Origin of the sequence: Blastococcus mobilis, assembly GCF_900188025.1 — a bacterium.
Taxonomy (GTDB): Bacteria; Actinomycetota; Actinomycetes; order Mycobacteriales; family Geodermatophilaceae; genus Blastococcus_B; species Blastococcus_B mobilis.
The window spans coordinates 96,433-114,022 of the sequence record NZ_FZNO01000002.1; the positions used below are offsets into that span (position 1 = coordinate 96,433).

Consider the following 17,590-nt stretch of genomic DNA (forward strand, 5'->3'; position numbering starts at 1 on the left):
GATCGACCACCCGTCGAGGAGGACTCCCTTCATGGCCCAGCAACTCGCGTCGCCTGTCTCGCTGACCGCCGTCGATGCACCCGACCAGCCGACTCCCACGCCCGAGCTGGAGCAGCTGTACCGCGGGTTCGAGCAGGAGCTGCTCGTCCCGTTGTGGACCGAGATCGGCGACCTCATGCCGGTTCACCCCCGGTCCCGTGCCGTACCGCACGTGTGGCGCTGGCAGAACCTGGTGGAGCTCGCCGACCGGGCGGGACATCTCGTGCCCGTCGGCCGTGGCGGTGAGCGCCGGGCGATCGCGCTGGCCAACCCCGCGCTGGGCGGCAAGCCCTACGCCACCCCCACCCTGTGGGCGGCGATCCAGTACCTGATGCCCGGCGAGGACGCTCCCGAGCACCGGCACACGCAGCACGCCTTCCGCTTCGTCGTCGAGGGCGCGGGGGTGTGGACCGTGGTCGGCCGGGATCCGGTGCCGATGAATCGCGGCGACTTCCTGCCGCAGGCCGGCTGGAACTGGCACGCGCACCACAACGCCGCCGACCGGCCGATGGCGTGGATCGACGGCCTGGACATCCCGTTCCAGTACACCTCGGAGTCACAGTTCTTCGAGTTCGGCCGCGAACAGATCAGCGAGCAGGAGCGGACCACGCCGGAGCGCTCCCGCTCGCAGCGGTTGTGGGGTCACCCCGGCCTGCGCCCGGTCTCCGTACCGGGCACCACTCCCGGCACCCCGCTGCTCAACTACCGATGGGCCGACACCGACGCCGCGCTCACCGACCAACTCGCGCTGGAGGCCGAGGGCTACCCGGGCACGGTGGAGCCGGGCCACGCCGCCGTCCGCTACACCAACCCGACCACCGGCGGGGACGTCCTGCCGACGATCCGGGCCGAGATGCACCGCGTCCGCCGCGGCGCCGAGACCGCCCCGCGTCGCGAAGCCGGGTCCTCGGTGTTCCAGGTCTTCGACGGCAGCGGCACCGTCACCGTCGGCGACTCGTCCTGGCGCGTCTCACGCGGCGACCTGTTCGTCGTCCCGTCGTGGCAGCCGCTGTCCGTCCATTCCGAAGCCGGCACCTCCGACTCCGACTCCGGCGCCTTGGACCTCTTCCGGTTCAGCGACACCCCGATCTTCGAGGCACTGCACCTCGACCGCGTCTCCGTGGAAGGCGCCGAAGGATGAAGCTGGCCACCATCCGCACCCTCGACGGGCGCACCCGCGCGGTGCGCGTCGAGGACGATCGTCTCGTCGACCTGGGCGCAGCCGACCTCGGCGTCCTTCTCGGCACCCCGGGGTGGGAGGAGCGCGCGACGGCCGCGACGGAGCCGGTCCCCGAGGTTCGGGGCGCGGCCTTCGCTCCGGTCGTCCCGCGCCCCGGCAAGATCGTCTGCGTCGGGCTCAACTACCGCAACCACATCCTCGAGATGGGCCGGGAGCTGCCCGAGTACCCGACGCTGTTCAGCAAGTTCGTCGACACCCTCGTCGGTGCGAACGACGACATCGTCAAGCCGCCGGAGACCGACGCGTTCGACTGGGAATGCGAACTGGCGGTGATCATCGGCACCCGCGTCCGCCGGGCACGCGGCGCCGACGCCGAGCAGGCGATCGCGGGCTTCGCGGTGCTCAATGACGTCACCTGCCGGGACTGGCAGTTCCGGACCCGAGAGTGGCTGCAGGGCAAGAACTGGGAAGCCACCACGCCCCTGGGTCCGTACCTGGTCACCCCGGACGAGCTGCCCGGCGGCGTCCGCCCCGCCTTGGAGATCACGACCAGGATCGACGGCGAGACGGTGCAGAAGGACACCACCGCCGACCTGCTGTTCGACCCGGTCGCGCTGGTCGAGTACGTCTCCACGATCGTCTCGCTGCGGCCCGGCGACGTGATCGCCACCGGCACCCCTGGTGGCGTCGGCCACGCCCGCAAGCCCGCCCGCTACCTGGAGGTCGGCCAGGTGCTGACCACCGAGATCACCGGCCTGGGTCGGTGCGAGAACATGGTCGTCGCCGACATCCCGGCGTGACGGCGATGCGCGACGCCGCGACGCCGCGACGACCCAGGCTCGGATGGACGAGGGCACGTCGGTCTTCCTGGACAGCCTCGCCCGCATCGAGGACGACGCACTCGCCGGTCCCACCGCGCTACCGGGCTGGACCGGTCGGCACCTGGTGGCCCACGTGGCCGCCAACGCCGAGGCGCTGGTGAACCTGGCGCACTGGGCCGCCACCGGTGAGGAGACGCCGATGTACTCCTCCCGGGGACAGCGGAACGCGGACATCGAGGACGGCTCCCGACGCCCACCGGACGAACTGCGCCGGTGGGCGGCCGCCTCCTCGGAGCGGCTCTCCTCCGTCCTGCGTGCGCTCACCGACGAGCAGTGGTCACGGCGCGTCCGCACCGCCCAGGGGCGCGAGGTCGCGGCCACCGAGATCCCGTGGTTGCGCGCGCGGGAGGTCATGGTGCACGCGCTGGACCTCGACCCGACCCTGACCTTCGACGACCTGCCCGAGGGTTTCGTTCTCGCACTCGTCCACGACATCGTCGCGCGTCGATCGAACGGCGAGCAGCCGGCCCTCGCCCTCGCCGCCGACGGCGGCCGGCACGTGTGGTCGATGCCGGGGCGGGACCAGCCCATCGAGGTCCACGGATCACTCGACGGCGTCGCGGCCTACCTCGCCGGGCGCCCCGGAGCCGACGTGACGAGCCCGACCGGTGCGGTTCCCGATCTTCCGCCCTGGCTGTAGGCCCCTCTCTCCGCGGTACCACCGTCCATCAGACCCCACCAGGTGCCGGGCAGGCGCCGTCCGGGGACGCGCAGGCTTGCCGGGAACATCTCCTGAGAGACCGCCGCGAACACTTCGTCCCGTCCTCCGGAGAGTCCGGGTTCCCGAGGTCATCGACGCCGGTCAGGAGCTGCGCCGGGTGGTCCCCGGAGAGGCGGGAGCGGTGGGGGCTCGGCCAGCTAGGGTCCCCCGATGACCACCGAAGCGCCGGCCTGGTTCCCCGAGGACGTGACGAGTGCCCTGGACGAGAAGCTCGGCATCGAGATCATCGACTGGAATCCCGACCGAGTCGTGGCCCGGATGCCCGTCGAGGGCAACACCCAGCCCTACGGCCTGCTCCACGGCGGAGCGACGTGCAGCCTGGTCGAGACCGTGGGGTCGTACGCGGCCGCCTTGGCAGCGGGGCCCGGCGCTCACGTGGTGGGCATCGAGCTGAATGCCACCTACCTTCTCTCCGCCACGTCCGGGCACGTCACGGCGGTCTGCACACCCGTCGGGTCCGAGCTTCCGCTCGCAACCTTCGTCATCGAGGTCGTCGACGACCGAGGTCGGTCGACCGCCAGCGCTCGCCTGACCTGCATGGTGCGACCCGCCCGCGACGCCTGATCCGCGGCATCCGTCGTCTCGACGCACGTCGCGAGCGGAACCCACGAGCCGGGTCCACAGCGGCCGAGTCGGGCGGATCTCGCTCGGCAGAGAGCCACGCCGGTCAGGACCCGGCTCGGACGTCCTACAGGCTCGAGTCCCGAGTCAAGCGTTGCGTAGTGCGAGAGACTGACGCGGTGTCAGCTCCTGCGCACCACCTCGCCCGGTGACCGCTGCGACCTCGCGTGTCCAGTCGGTCGGCGGCCCGGCCCTGTTCGTCCTGCTCTGGAGCACCGGCTTCGTCGGCGCCAAGTACGGCCTGCCCTACGCCGAGCCCTTCACCTTCCTCGGCGTCCGCCTCGCGCTGGCCGCGGTGCTGCTCGCCCTGATCGCAGTCGTCCTCCGTTCGGCCGGCATGGTCTCCCGGCCGCAGTACGGCAGAGCCGCAGTGGCCGGGATCCTCCTGCACGCGGGCTACCTCGGCGGGGTCTTCTACGCGATCTCGCTCGGCATCCCGGCCGGGGTCTCCGCAGTCGTGGTGAGCCTGCAGCCGGTCCTCACAGCCGTCCTCGCCAGCCGGGTGCTCGGCGAGCACCCGACGCCGCGGCAGTGGGCGGGCCTCGCGCTCGGCGTGGCGGGGGTGGCCCTGGTGGTCGGCCCCGGGCTGGCCCGTGCCGGCTCGGCCGAGCCCCTCTCGATCCCCGGACTGGTCGCCTGCGTGGTGGCCCTCGCGTCGGGCACGCTCGGCACCGTCTTCCAGAAGCGGCACGGGGACGGTATCCCGCTGGTCTGGGGAACGGCGGTGCAGTACGTGGCGGCCGGGGCACTGCTGCTGGCGGTCGCGGCCGCCACCGAGGACATGACGATCCGATGGACCGGCGAGTTCGTGGCCGCCTTCGTCTGGCTCGTCGTCGTCCTGTCCCTGGGCGCCGTCCTGCTGCTGCTCCTGCTCCTGCGTCGCGGCAGTGCTGCCGGGGTCTCGAGCCTGTACTACCTCGTGCCGCCGGCGGTCGCCGTCGAGGCGTACCTGCTCTTCGGCGAGCGGGTGACCGCGCTCTCGCTCGTCGGGATCGTCGTCACCGCGGTGGGCGTCGCACTCGTCGTCGTGCCGCCCCGGAAACGGTGACGACGGGGCGCCGCCCCTCCGACTCCCGGAACGGCGGGGGCGACGGTCACCCGGCGGCGAGCCGGGTCGCCAGGTCCTCGCGGAGCGCCTTCTTGTCGATCTTCCCGACCTTGGTCGTGGGCAGGTCGTCGACGACCTCGAGTCGCTCGGGCCACTTGTAGCGGGCCACGTCGGCGGCCGCCATCGCCGTCCGGACGTCCTCGAGGGTCAGCGTCGCCCCCGGCTTGAGGACGGCGTAGAGCGCCACCCGCTCCCCCAGCTCGGCGTCGGACATCGCCACCGCGGCGACCTGCGCCACCTCCGGCAGTCGGTAGACGAGGTTCTCGACCTCCTCGGCGCTGATCTTCTCGCCACCCCGGTTGATCATGTCCTTGTCCCGGCCCTCGACGACGAGGTTGCCGTCCGGCCGGCGCCGCACGACGTCCCCGCTGCGGTACCAGCCGTCCGCGGTGAACGCGCGGGCGTTCTGCTCCGCCGCCCGGTAGTAGCCCCTCGGGGTGTACGGGCCCCGGGTGAGCAGCGAGCCGGGGACGCCGTCGGGGACGTCCCGGTCGGCCTCGTCCACGATCCGCACCTCGTCGCCCGGGCTCAGCGGACGGCCCTGGGTGGCGCAGACGACGTCGTCGGGATCGTCGAGCCGGGTGTAGTTGAGCAGCCCCTCGGCCATCCCGAACACCTGCTGCAGCGTCGCGCCGAGCACCGGCCGGATCCGCCGGGCGACCTCGTCGGCGAGCCGGGCGCCCCCCACCTGGAGCAGGCGGAGGGAGCCCAGCTCCCCGGCGCCGTGCTCCTCGGCATGAGCCAACCAGCGCTGCGCCACCGCCGGGACGGCCGCGGTCGTGGTCACGCCCTCCGCCGCGATCACGGCGAAGGTCCGCTCCGGTTCGGGTGATCCGAGCATGACCGCCCGCCCACCGGTCAGCAGCGTGCCGAGGATCCCCGGGCAGGCCAGCGGGAAGTTGTGCGACGCCGGCAGGGACGTCAGGTAGACGGTGTCCTCGTCGAGGCCGCAGAGTTCGGCGCTGGCGCGGGCGTTGTAGCCGTAGTCGTCGTGGGTGCGGGCGATGAGCTTCGGCAGCCCCGTGGTCCCGCCGGAGAGCAGGAACACCGCCACCTCGCGGCTGCCCGGCGGATCGGCGTCCCATCGGGACCGGACCTCGTCCTCCGGTTCGGCACAGAGCGCGGTGAGGTCCACGGAGCCGGGGCGGACGTCGTCGCCGACCACCAGCACGTGCCGCAGGCCGGCCGACTCCGCCACCAGCTGCACCGCCATGGCCTGGTGGTCGAAGCCGCGCAGCTCGCCGGGGACGGCGAGGGCGGCGGCCTCGCTGTGCTCGGCGAGGTAGGCCAGCTCGTGGCGGCGATGGGCGGGCAGCGCCATGACGGGGACGACGCCGGCGCGCAGGCAGGCGAGCGTGAGGACGACGAACTGCCAGCAGTTGGGCAGCTGGACCACGATCCGGTCGCCCCGCTCGAGCCCGAGGTCGGCGAGCCGGCTCGCGGCCGCGTCGGAGCGGGTGGTCAGCGACCGGTAGGTGAGCCGCAGGTCCCCGTCGACGACGGCCACCGCGTCGGGGCGGCGGTCGGCGGCGGCCCACAGCTCCTCGCCCAGCGAGAGCCCGCGCCACCATCCCCGCTCGGCGTAGGCGGCGGCGACGTCGTCGGGCCACGGGACGACCCCCGCGGCGATCGGCGTCGGTCGGAAGGGCTCAGACACGGTGCTCCTCCTCGCGCAGCGTGACGACGGCGTCGAGGGCGATCAGCCCGTCGACGGTGACCCGCAGCGGATTGATCTCGACGGACTCCAGCTCGGGACGGGCCAGGAGAACCCCACCGAGGGCCACCAGCACCGCGCCGAGCGCGGCCCGGTCCGCGACCGGGCCGCCCCGGAAGCCGTCGAGCAGGGCCCGCCCGGCCAGTTCGTCGGCGAGCGCACCGGCGTCCTCCGGGCTTCCCGTCGCCGGGGCCACGGCGACGTCGGCCAGCGCCTCGGCGACCACGCCGCCCAGACCCAGCAGGACGATCGGACCGAACACGGCGTCCCGCGAGGCGCCGGCCAGGAGGTCGACCCCGGGCGGCGCCATGGACTCCAGCAGGAACCGTCCGGCGCCGAGCCCCTCGAGGGCGTCGAGCGCGGCGTCGAGCTCGACTGCGTCGCGGACGCCGAGGTGCACACCGCCGACGTCGGACTTGTGGACCACCCGCGCGTCGAGCAGCTTGACCGCGAGCGGGCCGGGCAACTCGGCCAGGGCCCGGTGCGCCGCCGCGCGGTCGTGGCAGGCCCGCCGCGGCGGGGTGCGCACGCCGAGCCGGCCGAGCAGCGTCTTCGCGGCGTCCTCGTCGAGTTCCCCGCTCGGAAGGTCGACGACGGCCGGTGCCACGGGAGGCGCGGCGGATGCCCTGGCCTGCGCCCGGGCGTCGTCGATCAGCGCGACGACCGCGGTGGTGAGGGCCGCAGGGCTCGTGAGGGAAGGGACGCCGAGGTCCCGCAGTGCCTGCCGTTGCGGCCGCACCTGCTCCGCCGGGCCGCCCAGCCCGACCACCAGGGGGCCCGCGGCCGGGTCGACGACCCCGGGCAGGTCCAGCGCGTCCGGCTCGGACAGGGCGTAGGCGCTGACCAGGTCGATGCCGGGATCGGCGGCGACGGCGGCCAGCACCGAGCCGAAGCCGGGCCCCGGTCGGCCGGTGTCGACGGGGTTGGCCTGGTAGGTGAGCGGCGGCAGCAGCTCGCCGAGCCGCGAGACCGTCGCGGCCGAGAACGCGGGGACGGGCACGCCGCGCCCGCGGAGCCCGTCGACGTGGAGCAGGCCGGGCCCCGCCTGGGCGGTGACCACCCCGACGGCGGGACCGGCGGACGGCGGCAGCCGCAGGACCGACAGGGCGGTGACCGCGTCGACCAGCGCGCGCTCGTCGTCGACGAGGACCGCGCCCGCCGAGCGCAGCGCCGCGCGGGTGGTCCGCCAGGAGGTGGCCAGGGCACCGGTGTGGGAGCGGGCGAACTCGGCGACGTCGTTGCGGCCGACGACGAGCGCGACGACCGGGACGCGGGCGCTCGCGGCGCGGACGGCGGCGACCAGGGCCGGACCGTCGTCGACGGATTCGACGTGCAGTGCGACCACCCGCGTGCGGTCGTCCGCGGCCAGGTGCCCGAGGACGTCGGGGGCGCCCACGTCCACCGCGTTGCCGAGCCCCACGGCGAGCGAGACCCCGAGCCCGGCCTCGGCCAGGAGGAAGGCCAGCGCGTGGTTGACCCCACCGCTGGCCGCCACCACGGCGACCGGTCCGGGCGGCACGGAGGCGACCCCGGGGACGAAGGTGGCGGTCAGCGCCCGGGCGGGGTCGAGGAAGCCGGAGGTGTTCGGGCCGAGCAGCGCGATCCCGGCGTCCACGGCCGCCGCGACGAGCTCGCGCTGGTAGGCCACGCCCGGGCCGCCGGCCTCCGCGTAGCCGCCGGAGCAGACGAGGACCGCACGGGCTCCCCCCGCGGCGGCGTCGGTGAGGGCCGCCGCCGACACCGAGGCGGGCACGCACAGCACGGCCAGGTCGATCGGTCCGGCGGCAGACGCGGCCTCGGCGACACCGGCGTAGCGGGCCGCCGCCGGGTCGGCATCCCGGGGGTTGACACCGACCACCGTGCCGGGGAACGCGCGGAGCGACCGGGCCATGACCGCCCCCAGCTTCGAGGGGTCGCGGGAGGCGCCGACGACGGCGATGCCCCGCGGGGCGAACAGCGGGTCCAGCCGGCTCACTGCCCGGCCCCGGCGCCGAGCGGATCCGTGCTGACCAGGTCCGTCCGGCCGGAGAGGACGGCGGTCAGCGCGTCGTCGGCCGCCTGCTCCCCCGACCCGTCCTCGACCAGGAGGCTGACCGCGCCGTGGGTGAGCCGCGCCTCCTCGCACACCAGCCGCCGGGTGAGCGCGGTGCCCCCGCCGGCCGCCACCAGGGCGGCACCCGCCGCGACCCCGTCGGCGACCGCCGCGAGGGCCGCGGGCAGGTCCGCCTCGTCGTCGGGCGCGGAGACCCACAGCCCCCAGGGTCCACCGTCCCCCGGGGGCCGCTCGCGCAGCGGGAGCGGATCGCCCGGCAGCCGGGCGGTCCGCCCGGCCACCGGGACGAGTCGGCCGGGCAGCCGCTGCCCTGCGACATCGATGGGGCTCTCGAGGGGCCCGGCGCCGTGCTCGGCCCGCCAGCGCGCGTGGACGGCGCTGACGAAGGCGTCGTCGCGGCGGCGGAGCTTCGCGTCGGGCAGGCTGCGGGTGAAGAAGTGGTAGGCGAACTGCCAGGCAGGCAACGCGTCGTGCGATCGGCCGAAGTGTTCCCACCAGGAGAGGCTCGGGCGGGCGGAATCCTGGATTTTCGCCACCTGCGGCTGCCGGACGGCCTCGTACTCGGCCAGCGCGGCGTCGATGTCGGCGCCGTGGTCGTCGAGCGCGGCCACCAGCGCGACGGCGTCCTCCATGGCCATCTTCGTGCCGGAGCCCACCGAGAAGTGCGCGGTGTGCGCGGCGTCGCCGAGCAGGGCGACCGCGGTGCTCCCCGCGCGGTGCCGCCAGCGCCGGGTGCGGCGGGTTCGGAAGTTGCCCCACCGCGAGTTGTTGACCAGCAGCGGATGGCCCTCGATCTGCTCGGCGAAGAGGTCCTGGAGGTAGGCGTGGGACTTCTCGTCGCTGCGGCCCGGCGGCTGGGTTACGTCGAACTCGTCGAGTCCGGCGGCCCGCCAGGCGTCCTCGTCGGTCTCGACGATGAAGGTGGAGACGCCGTTGCCGATCGGATAACCGTGGACGGCGAAGACCCCGTGCGGCCCCCGCTCGTGGACGAAGGTCAGCCCGTCGAACGGGTAGGTCGTACCCAGCCAGATGAACTTGGCCGTCGCCGTCTCGACGCAGGAGTCGAAGACTCGGGCGTTCCGCTCGCGAAGGCGGGAGTTCGCGCCGTCGGCGGCGACCACCAGGTCGTAGCCCGCGGCGAGCAGCCCGTCAGGATCGGCCTCGGTGGCGAACCGCAGGTCGACGCCGACCTCGATCGCGCGCTGCTGGAGCAGATGGAGCAGCATGCGGCGCTCGACGGCCGCCATGCCGTTCCCCCCGCACAGCAGCCGCTCGCCGTGCAGCCGGACCTCGATCGGATCCCAGTGGACGCCGTGCTCGGTCAGCGCGGTGCGCAGCACCGGGTCGGCGTCGTGGATGCCGGCCAACGTGGCGTCGGAGAACACCACGCCGAACCCGAAGGTGTCCTCCGGACGGTTGCGCTCGAAGACGGTGACCTCGCGGGTCGGGTCGGAGGCACGGGCGAGGGCCGCGGCGAACAGCCCACCGGGACCACCGCCGATCACCGCGATGCGCATGGCTCTCCCGGGGGACTCATGTGTGTCATCCGTTTGACCGGCGACCGCAGCATGGCACAGGATGGACGTTCCGCACACCACACCGGAGGCCGACGATGACCCGCACCCGACCGTCGCCCCCGGTGCCGTCGGGCCGCCGGGGATGAAGCCGCGGGCGATCGTCTTCGATCTCTTCGGTGACCACCTCCGCTACCACGGCGGCGCGGCTCGGCTGCAGGCGCTCGGCGAACTCCTCGAGGCATTCGGCGTCGGCGAGAGCACGACGCGCGTGGTGCTCGCCCGGATGCGGCGCGAGGGCTGGTTCGAGACCCGCCGCGAAGGCCGGCAGACCGTCTACACGCTGACCGACACCAGCTGGCGACTGCTCGACGAAGGCCGTACCCGCATCTTCGACCGGCAGCGCGAACCCTGGGACGGGCAGTGGCGCATGGTCATCTACGGCGCCGCCGAGCGGGACCGGACCGACCGGGACCGGCTGCGCCGGACACTGACCTGGCTCGGGTTCGGCCCCCTCGCGCCCGCGACCTGGGTCAGCCCCCACCCGCGACTGGAGCAGGTGGCCCGGGCCGTGGCCGCCTCCCCCGCGACGAAGGTGGACCTGCTCACCTGCCGGTCCGGCGGTGGGGCGGCCGACCGGGAGATGGCCGCCCGCTGCTGGGACCTGAACGGCTTGGGCAGGGACTACGCCGACCTCGTCGACCGGCTCCTGGCGCTTCCCCCGCCCAGTGCGCTCGAGGAACTCCCCGGTCCCGACGCACTGCGGCTGCGGATCGAGCTCGTCTCTGCCTACCGGGCCTTCCCCTTCCGCGACCCGGACCTCCCCGCCGAGCTGCTGCCCGAGGGGTGGCCGGGGCGGCGAGCGCACGAGCTGTTCGTCGCGGCACATGACGCGCTCGCCGGACCCGCCGACGGCTACGTCGCCGAAGTGCTCGAACGACAGACCTGACCCGTCATCAGGCGGGATCGAGCCCGGCGTAGACGCGGAGCGCGTTGCCCCCGAGCACCAGCGGGACGACGTCGTCGGGCAGGCCGAGGGACGCGACGGCCCGCGCGTTGGCGGCCTGCCCGGGAACGCCGGGCCAGTCGGTGCCGTAGATCCACTTGCCGGCCAGCCGGCCCAGGTCGAAGCGGCTGTAGTACTCGGGCAGCCGCTTGGGCGGCAGACCCGACAGCTCGATCCACACGTTGGGCCGGGAGACCGCGAGGAAGGCCGCGGCGTCGTACCACCAGCCCCGGCCACCGTGCGCCAGGACGACGTCCAGCTCCGGGAAGTCGCGCAGGACCGCATCCAGGTGCATCGGATCGGCGTACGCGTTGGTGGAGCCGGGGAAGCTGCTGGTGCCGCAGTGCACGACGAGCGGCACGCCCCGCTCCACCAGCACCGAGTAGGCCGGGTAGAGCGCCGCGTCGTCGGCTCGGAAGCCACCGTGCACCGGGTGGATCTTCAGCGCCGCCGCGCCGTGGTCGAGCTGCCGCTGGAGCTCGCGGGCGATCGGGAAGTGCAGGTGCGGGTTGACGTTGGCGACCGGCCGGAACCGCCGCGGGTTGTGCTCGACGATCGGCAGCAGGTCGTCGAAGTGCTGGTAGCCGGTGGCCTTGGGGCTGTACTCGCAGAAGAGCAGGGCGACGTCGACGCCCTCGTCGCCCATGAGCCCGTCGAGCGCCGCCGGGTCGGGCGTGCCGTCCGGGCGCCAGATCCGGTCGAGGATCCCGGGTGCTCCGAACTGCCGCGCCCAGTCGATCCAGGCCGGCGCCAGCGAGCCCAGGACCGGCACGTGCACGTGCGCGTCGACCAGCAGGTGTCCGTCGAGCATCCAGCGGTCCTCCTCGCTCACCCAGGCGCTACGCAGCTCCGCTCCGGCGCCTTCGCTGTGTAGCACATCTGCGCGCCACCGGCCGTCCCGGCACCGACCTGGACGACTATCCGCGGACGACGACCTGCCGGGGCGGCGGCTCCGCCGAGAGCAGCGCCACCAGGTCGGCCCGGCGCTCCCGCACAGCGCGCTGGTTCACGTAGCCCTTGTCGGTGATCTCTCCGGCGTCGAGCACCGCGGGCTCCCGGAGGACGAGCAGTCGCTCCACCCGCTGGGACGATCCCCCGCCCTGCGCGGCCAGGCGCTCGAGCGTCTGCGCGAGCTCGGCCCTGAGCCCGCTGTCCGGGACGCCGTCGTCGTCGCAGCGGTGCGTGTGGTCCGGGTGCAGCCACACCATGGCCGTGACCTCGAGCCCGTTCTCACCGCAGATCACCGCGTCGGTGAGCAGCCCGTGCGACGCCGACAGGAGCTGGGGCCGCAGGGTGCCCACGCTGACGAACGTGCCGGTCGACAACTTGAAGTCCTCCGCGATCCGACCCTGGAAGAGCAGGCCCGCCGCCACGTCGTCCGGATCGGCGAGGATCACGGCGTCACCGGTGCGGAAGAAGCCCTCCTCGTCGAACGCGGCCCCGGTCAGGTCGGGCCGGCCGTGGTAGCCGGGGGTGACGTTGGCTCCCCGCACCCGGACCTCGGTCTTGTCGCCGGTCGGCACGAGGGCCAGCTCGACGCCGGGGAGCGGCACGCCGAGCGAGTCGCTGCGGGTGATCGGGAAGTGCGCCGACGTCGCCGCGGGCGCCGTCTCGGTCAGCCCCCACGACGTGGTCATCTGCATCGCACCGCCGTGCTCCGCCGAGAGCTTCTGCAGCCGGTCCCACAACTGCTGCGGCAGGGCCGCGGCGGCGAAGAAGCCCAGCCGGAGCCGGGAGAGGAAGGCCTGCGCCGCAGCCGGATCGCGTTCCAGGTGCGGCAGCAGCGCCGCGTATCCGGCGGGCACGTTCAGGTAGATGGTCGGCCGCGCGTCGGCCAGGTTGCGCACCGTCCGCTCGACGAGCCCGGGGACCGGCCGGCCGTCGTCGATCCACAGGGTGCCGCCGTTGACCAGGACCAGGTTGGTGTCGTGGTTGCCGCCGAAGGTGTGGCTCCACGGCAGCCAGTCGAGCAGGACCGGCGGCTCGTCCTGGAGGAACGGCCATGCCTGCCGCATCTGCTGCTGGTTGGCCGACAGCATCCCGTGGGTGTTGAGCACGCCCTTCGGCGCGCCCGTCGACCCGGACGTGAAGAGGATCTTGGCGACGTCCTCCCGGCGCAGCGCCGCGCACCGGCGGTCCACCTCGTCCGTGGGCGTCGCCGCCAGGTCGTCGGGGTGCAGCGCTCCGGGGAGGGCGGCGTCGGGGCTGAGGACCGTCCGCCCCGCGGCGACGGCCTCGACGGCGCCGGCGAACGAGGCATCCTCGGCGACCACGAGCCCCGGATCGACCAGGTCGACCATCGCCCGCAGCTTGGCGTGGTCGGTGCTCTGCAGCGAGTAGGCCACGCTGGTCGGGACCAGCGTCGCCCCGACCGTCATCGCGGCGAGCGCGACGACCAGGTGCAGCCGGCTGTTGCCGGACAGCACCATGACCGGCCGGTCGGCCAGGCCGCGGTCGAGCAGGCCCTGGGCAAGCGCATCGGCCTGCGTCCGGGCCTCTCCCCAGGTCAACCGCGCCCACTCCTCCCCCAGCCGTTCGGCGACGAGCAGCCGGTCGGGATGCGCCTCGCTGCCCGCACGGAAGGAGTGGACGACGCTGACCGGGTAGTCGGCCAGCGGCTCCACCGACCGCAGCAGCAGCCGTCCGTCGGGCCGCCGTTCGACCTCGATGCGGGGCGGGGCGAACGTGTCCACCATCGGTTCCTGACCTCCAGGACGGGGGTGCGGGCGACGGACCGGCCACCCGGTTCGGCCATCCGCCCACGCCCGACGCCGTGCACCTAGGTTGAGTTCGTGAGCACGCGGTGGTTCGAGGACTACGTCGTCGGTACGACGTCCGAGCTCGGCACGGTACGCGTGGACGAGGCCGAACTGGTCGACTTCGGACGGCGGTTCGACCCGCAGCCGTTCCACGTCGACCCCGAGGCGGCCGCCGAGGGTCCGTACGGCGGGCTCATCGCCAGCGGTTGGCACACCTGCGCGCTGATGATGCGACTGTTCGCCCAGGAGTACCTGTCCCCGGTGTCCAGCCTCGGCTCGCCGGGGGTCGACGAGCTGCGGTGGGTCCTCCCGGTCCGCCCGGGCGACGACCTCGTGCTGCGGACGACGGTGGAGGACGCCCGGGTGTCGCGGACCAAGCCCGACCGCGGCCTGGTGCGCACCCGCATCGAGCTGGTCGACCAGCGCGGGGACGCGGTCCTGCGCATGACCGCGATGAACTTCATCCGCACCCGCCCCTCCGGCTGACCTCGGCTGGGCTTCGTCGCGCGGGCTACGAGCCCACCTCGGCGATCCCGGCCGCATGGCGGCGGGCCAGCTCCCGGTAGGCCGACGGGTTGCCGTCGACCCACCCGGCCGCGGTCTCCGTCAGCGGGCCGCGCACGCGGGCGGGGGCCCCCAGCGCCAGGACCTCCGCCGGGATCACGGCTTCCGGCGGTACGAGGCTGTGCGCACCGATCAGGGCGCGGGGGCCGATGCGCGCGCCGTCCTGCACGGTGGCGCCGTTCCCGATCAGGGCCTCCGCGCCGATCACCGCGCCGTGGACGACGCACATGTGGCCGACAGTGGCACCCGGCCCGATCTCCGTCTCCGGGTCGGCACCGCCGTGGAGCACCGAGTTGTCCTGCACGTTCGCCCCGGCGCGGATCACGATGCGACCGAAGTCGGCCCGGAGCACGACCCCGTACCAGACCGAGGCGCCGGCCTCGACGACGACCTCGCCGATCAGTGTCGCCGTGGGAGCGACCCACGCCTCGGGGTGGACGTGCGGCGACCGGCCTTCGAACGAGAACAGCGGCATGGGCGGGAGCGTAGGTGCCGGCCGCCGCCGGTCAGCGGTAGGGCGAGAAGTCCGGCTGGCGCTTCTCCGCGAAGGCGCGGGCGCCCTCCATGCCCTCCTCGCTCTTCGCGTAGTGCTCCAGTCCGTCGAAGGCGAGGTGGGAAATCCCGCTCAGGTGATCGGTGTCGGCGTTGAAGGAGTGCTTGAGGAACTTGATCGCCGTCGGCGAGTAGGAGCCGATCTTGCGGGCCCACGCCCGGGCGGTCTCCATCAGCTCCTCCTTGGGCACGACCTCGTTCACCAGCCCCCAGCGCTCCGCGGTCGCCGCGTCGTACCGGTCGAGCAGAAACCAGATCTGGCGGGCCCGCTTCTCGCCCACGACGCGGGCCAGGTACGCCGAGCCGAAGCCGGCGTCGAAGGAGCCGACCCGGGGCCCCGCCTGTGCGAACGTGGCGTTCTCCGCAGCGACGGTCAGGTCGCACAGCACGTGCAGCACGTGGCCGCCGCCGATCGCGATGCCGTTGACGGCGGCGATCACCGGCTTGGGGATGTCCCGGATGATCCGGTGCAGCCGCTCGATCTCGAACGTGCCCCACTCGGTCTCGCCGTACCCGCCGGTCTCGGCCCGTTCCTTGACGTCACCACCGGTGCAGAAGGCCCGCTCGCCGGCGGCGGTGAGGACGACGGCGGCGACCCGGCGATCGGCCCAGGCGTGCTTGAACGCCGAGATCAGCTCGTCCACGGTGCGGCCGCGGAACGAGTTCATCCGGTCCTGCCGGTCGATCGTGATGACCGCGTGGTTGTCCTCCTCCACCTCGTACCGGATGTCGGTGAACTCCTCGAGCTTCATCAGCGCGCCCCTTCCCGTCGACGGTGCCCCGAGTATGTCGTCATGTTGACGGGCGTCAACAGCGAGTGGCAGGCTCCCGCCGTGCCCACCCGCCGCTGCCTGGTCACCGGTGCCGGGCGAGGGATCGGCGCGGCGGTCGCCTCCCGCCTGTCCGCCGAGGGACATCACGTCGCGCTCACCGCCCGTAGCGGCGACGAGCTCACCGCGGTGGCCGCACGGCTCCCGGGGCCCTCGCTGACCGTTCCCGCCGATCTCACCGATCCCGGGGCCGCGGACACCGTGATCTCCCGCATCGAGCAGGAGTGGGGCGGCCCGGTGGACGTGCTCGTGCTCAACGCCGGCGCCGGGACGTCGGCCCCCGTCGTGCGGACCACCGACGAGGACTGGGCCCGCATGCTCGATCTCAACCTCACCGCGCCGTTCCGGCTGCTGCGCCGCGCACTGCCCGGCATGGTCGACCAGGGCTGGGGCCGCGTCGTCGCCGTCGCGTCGATCGCCGCCAAGCGGGGCGATCCGTACGTGAGCGCGTACACCGCCAGCAAGCACGGCCTGCTCGGGCTGGTCAGGTCGGCGGCAGCCGAGGTCGCTCCGAAGGGGGTCACGGTGAACGCCGTCTGCCCGGCCTACGTCGACACCCCGATGACCGCGGAGACGGTCGCGAGCATCAGCGCCACCACCGGCCGCTCCGAGGAGCAGGCGCGCGAGGCGCTCGCACGCCGCCAGCCGATCGGACGGCTGATCGACCCGGAGGAGGTCGCCGACGCGGTGCTGCTGTGCGTGCACAGCGCGGCGATCACCGGACAGGCGCTGAACGTCGACGGAGGAGCGGTGCAGTCATGAGCGGTCTTGAGCGGATCAACCCTGCGGAGCTGGCCCGACCGGCCGGCTTCAGCCATGCCGTCGTCGCGGGCCCGGGCCGGACCGTGTTCCTCGCGGGCCAGACCTCGATGGACGGCGAGGGGCGGATCGTCGGCGAGGGTGTCGTCGCACAGTTCGAACAGGCGCTCGGCAACCTGCTGACCGCCCTGCGCGCGGCCGGTGGCGAACCGGCGCACCTGGTCACGCTGACCGTCTACGCCGTCGACCTCGCCGACTACAAGGCCCACGCCCGGGAGATCGGTGGCGTGTGGCGCCGGCTCGTCGGCACCGACTACCCGGCGATGGCGGGGATCGGCATCGCCCGCCTGTGGGACGACGAGGCCCTCGTCGAGGTGCAAGGGATCGCCGCACTCCCCGCCTGAGCACGGCGGCGATCAGGCGCCGATGAGGCGGCGGGCGTGCTCGTGCGCCGGCCCGGCCAACCGGCCGCGCAGCTCGCTGAACAACTCGGCGGCGCGCGCCCCGTTCCAGTCGGCCGGCAGCAGGTCGAGCGGCAGGCCCGGATCGGCATAGGCCAGCCGCCGCCAGTCGGTGAGCAGCCGCACGTAGTCGGCGAACGCCTGCCCGGGCCCGGCTCCATCGCCGGCCACGATGCGTTCGCGCACCGGCTCCTGCCGCTCGAGGAACTCGGCGTACCGGGCGTGCAACTGACCCAGGTCCCACCAGTGGGCGACGTTGTCGCGGATCTGCCCGAGCGCCAGGTGCGCGCCGCGGAAGAGCTCGACGTATCCGGCCAGGCCGCGGCGCGCCAGCACCTCGGCGGCCTCGTCCGCCAGGTGACCCGGCGCCACCCATACGCCCGGGGCGACGGTACCGAAGCCCAGCCGGGTCAGCTCGGACCGCAACTGGTGCCGCTTGTCCCGCTCGGACTCGGGCACCGAGAAGACGACCAGCAGCCAGCCGTCGGACTCGTCCGCGCGGCGCCGGCCGAAGATGCGGGCGTCACCGTCGGCCAGGATGTCCCGGGCCACCTCGGTGAGCGCGTAGCCGGCGACGCCGTCCATCCGCAGGGCGTCGAGCAACCCCCGCCGCTTCAGCCGGGAGATCGAGGAGCGGACGGCGGGTTCCTCCACGCCCAGGGCGGCCATGAGCCGGACGACGGCAGCGATCGAGAGCCAGCCGCCGCACTCACGGGCGTAGAGCCCGTACAGGGTCACGATGAGCTGCCGCGGCTGCAGCGCACCGGACTGGGTGGTTGCCTCCTCGACGGCGGTCACCGGCACACGATAGCGACGACGGGCGCCGGA

17 protein-coding genes are annotated in these 17,590 nt (G+C 73.8%); 9 read left to right on the top strand and 8 right to left on the bottom strand.

Features of this window, described 5'->3' with window-relative positions; all coding sequences use genetic code 11:
- The first annotated feature begins 31 nt into the window (after positions 1–31).
- From CHB94_RS02215 to CHB94_RS02235, 5 genes are all read left to right on the top strand, one after another.
- The gene (locus CHB94_RS02215) at positions 32–1,180 is read left to right on the top strand and encodes a cupin domain-containing protein (protein WP_089334964.1); all 1,149 of its coding nucleotides are present in this window, start codon (positions 32–34) and stop codon (positions 1,178–1,180) included.
- Positions 1,177–2,019 carry a fumarylacetoacetate hydrolase family protein gene (locus CHB94_RS02220; protein WP_089334965.1) on the top strand — a complete coding sequence of 281 codons (843 nt, stop codon included), beginning with the start codon at positions 1,177–1,179 and terminating at the stop codon, positions 2,017–2,019. Before CHB94_RS02215 ends, CHB94_RS02220 begins: the two co-directional genes overlap by 4 nt.
- A gap of 43 nt (positions 2,020–2,062) precedes the next feature.
- On the top strand, positions 2,063–2,740 hold the full coding sequence (locus tag CHB94_RS02225; protein WP_089334966.1) for a maleylpyruvate isomerase family mycothiol-dependent enzyme: 678 nt from the start codon (positions 2,063–2,065) through the stop codon (positions 2,738–2,740).
- A gap of 231 nt (positions 2,741–2,971) precedes the next feature.
- Positions 2,972–3,385 carry a PaaI family thioesterase gene (locus tag CHB94_RS02230; protein ID WP_089334967.1) on the top strand — a complete coding sequence of 138 codons (414 nt, stop codon included), beginning with the start codon at positions 2,972–2,974 and terminating at the stop codon, positions 3,383–3,385.
- 205 nt (positions 3,386–3,590) lie between these two features.
- Positions 3,591–4,490 (top strand): DMT family transporter, encoded by a 900-nt coding sequence (locus CHB94_RS02235; protein ID WP_089334968.1) that lies wholly within the window; start codon positions 3,591–3,593, stop codon positions 4,488–4,490.
- A 46-nt stretch (positions 4,491–4,536) separates the two neighbouring features.
- On the opposite strand, the gene CHB94_RS02240 is transcribed toward CHB94_RS02235, so the two are convergent.
- Genes CHB94_RS02240 through CHB94_RS02250 form a run of 3 tightly spaced genes read right to left on the bottom strand, consistent with a single transcriptional unit; the run spans position 4,537 to position 9,834 of the window.
- Entirely contained in the window at positions 4,537–6,207 is a 1,671-nt protein-coding gene (locus CHB94_RS02240) for a (2,3-dihydroxybenzoyl)adenylate synthase (protein ID WP_217899135.1), read from the bottom strand.
- Positions 6,200–8,239 (bottom strand): acetate--CoA ligase family protein, encoded by a 2,040-nt coding sequence (locus tag CHB94_RS02245; RefSeq protein ID WP_089334969.1) that lies wholly within the window; start codon positions 8,237–8,239, stop codon positions 6,200–6,202. The genes CHB94_RS02240 and CHB94_RS02245 overlap by 8 nt, the downstream gene beginning before the upstream one ends.
- The gene (locus tag CHB94_RS02250; RefSeq protein WP_089334970.1) at positions 8,236–9,834 is read right to left on the bottom strand and encodes an FAD-dependent monooxygenase; all 1,599 of its coding nucleotides are present in this window, start codon (positions 9,832–9,834) and stop codon (positions 8,236–8,238) included. Before CHB94_RS02250 ends, CHB94_RS02245 begins: the two co-directional genes overlap by 4 nt.
- Before the next feature lie 61 nt (positions 9,835–9,895).
- Here CHB94_RS02250 and CHB94_RS02255 point away from each other — a divergent pair, with 61 nt between their 5' ends.
- Positions 9,896–10,780: a PaaX family transcriptional regulator gene (locus CHB94_RS02255; RefSeq protein WP_217899136.1), complete on the top strand. Its 885-nt coding sequence runs from the start codon at positions 9,896–9,898 to the stop codon at positions 10,778–10,780.
- Between the two features lie 7 nt (positions 10,781–10,787).
- Here CHB94_RS02255 and CHB94_RS02260 read toward each other — a convergent pair whose 3' ends face one another.
- Positions 10,788–11,669, bottom strand: a complete 882-nt coding sequence (locus CHB94_RS02260) for an amidohydrolase family protein (protein WP_254920340.1) — start codon at positions 11,667–11,669, stop codon at positions 10,788–10,790.
- Between the two features lie 85 nt (positions 11,670–11,754).
- Positions 11,755–13,533, bottom strand: a complete 1,779-nt coding sequence (locus tag CHB94_RS02265) for a feruloyl-CoA synthase (protein WP_089334971.1) — start codon at positions 13,531–13,533, stop codon at positions 11,755–11,757.
- Positions 13,534–13,629: 96 nt separating this feature from the next.
- Here CHB94_RS02265 and CHB94_RS02270 point away from each other — a divergent pair, with 96 nt between their 5' ends.
- Positions 13,630–14,082: a MaoC family dehydratase gene (locus tag CHB94_RS02270; RefSeq protein ID WP_089334972.1), complete on the top strand. Its 453-nt coding sequence runs from the start codon at positions 13,630–13,632 to the stop codon at positions 14,080–14,082.
- 25 nt (positions 14,083–14,107) lie between these two features.
- Here CHB94_RS02270 and CHB94_RS02275 read toward each other — a convergent pair whose 3' ends face one another.
- Positions 14,108–14,635 carry a gamma carbonic anhydrase family protein gene (locus tag CHB94_RS02275; RefSeq protein ID WP_089334973.1) on the bottom strand — a complete coding sequence of 176 codons (528 nt, stop codon included), beginning with the start codon at positions 14,633–14,635 and terminating at the stop codon, positions 14,108–14,110.
- 31 nt (positions 14,636–14,666) lie between these two features.
- A complete protein-coding gene (locus tag CHB94_RS02280; RefSeq protein ID WP_089334974.1) occupies positions 14,667–15,464 on the bottom strand; it encodes an enoyl-CoA hydratase-related protein in 798 nt (265 codons plus the stop codon).
- Between the two features lie 42 nt (positions 15,465–15,506).
- Between CHB94_RS02280 and CHB94_RS02285 the strand changes: the two genes are divergently transcribed.
- Positions 15,507–16,304, top strand: a complete 798-nt coding sequence (locus CHB94_RS02285) for an SDR family NAD(P)-dependent oxidoreductase (RefSeq protein WP_176445370.1) — start codon at positions 15,507–15,509, stop codon at positions 16,302–16,304.
- Entirely contained in the window at positions 16,301–16,705 is a 405-nt protein-coding gene (locus tag CHB94_RS02290; protein WP_089334975.1) for a RidA family protein, read from the top strand. The genes CHB94_RS02285 and CHB94_RS02290 overlap by 4 nt, the downstream gene beginning before the upstream one ends.
- 12 nt (positions 16,706–16,717) lie before the next feature.
- Here the strand turns inward: CHB94_RS02290 and CHB94_RS02295 are convergent, their stop codons facing one another.
- Positions 16,718–17,560, bottom strand: a complete 843-nt coding sequence (locus tag CHB94_RS02295) for a PaaX family transcriptional regulator (protein ID WP_089335142.1) — start codon at positions 17,558–17,560, stop codon at positions 16,718–16,720.
- Positions 17,561–17,590 lie beyond the last annotated feature (30 nt).

What these genes read in the sequence shown, in the direction of transcription:
- CHB94_RS02275 (WP_089334973.1), bottom strand. Translation starts at nt 14,635, where the DNA reads ATGCCGCTGTTCTCGTTCGAAGGCCGGTCGCCGCACGTCCACCCCGAG.
- CHB94_RS02290 (WP_089334975.1), top strand. Translation starts at nt 16,301, where the DNA reads ATGAGCGGTCTTGAGCGGATCAACCCTGCGGAGCTGGCCCGACCGGCC.
- CHB94_RS02285 (WP_176445370.1), top strand. Translation starts at nt 15,507, where the DNA reads ATGTTGACGGGCGTCAACAGCGAGTGGCAGGCTCCCGCCGTGCCCACC.
- CHB94_RS02265 (WP_089334971.1), bottom strand. Translation starts at nt 13,533, where the DNA reads ATGGTGGACACGTTCGCCCCGCCCCGCATCGAGGTCGAACGGCGGCCC.
- CHB94_RS02230 (WP_089334967.1), top strand. Translation starts at nt 2,972, where the DNA reads ATGACCACCGAAGCGCCGGCCTGGTTCCCCGAGGACGTGACGAGTGCC.
- CHB94_RS02225 (WP_089334966.1), top strand. Translation starts at nt 2,063, where the DNA reads ATGGACGAGGGCACGTCGGTCTTCCTGGACAGCCTCGCCCGCATCGAG.
- CHB94_RS02220 (WP_089334965.1), top strand. Translation starts at nt 1,177, where the DNA reads ATGAAGCTGGCCACCATCCGCACCCTCGACGGGCGCACCCGCGCGGTG.
- CHB94_RS02215 (WP_089334964.1), top strand. Translation starts at nt 32, where the DNA reads ATGGCCCAGCAACTCGCGTCGCCTGTCTCGCTGACCGCCGTCGATGCA.
- CHB94_RS02255 (WP_217899136.1), top strand. Translation starts at nt 9,896, where the DNA reads ATGGACGTTCCGCACACCACACCGGAGGCCGACGATGACCCGCACCCG.
- CHB94_RS02250 (WP_089334970.1), bottom strand. Translation starts at nt 9,834, where the DNA reads ATGCGCATCGCGGTGATCGGCGGTGGTCCCGGTGGGCTGTTCGCCGCG.
- CHB94_RS02280 (WP_089334974.1), bottom strand. Translation starts at nt 15,464, where the DNA reads ATGAAGCTCGAGGAGTTCACCGACATCCGGTACGAGGTGGAGGAGGAC.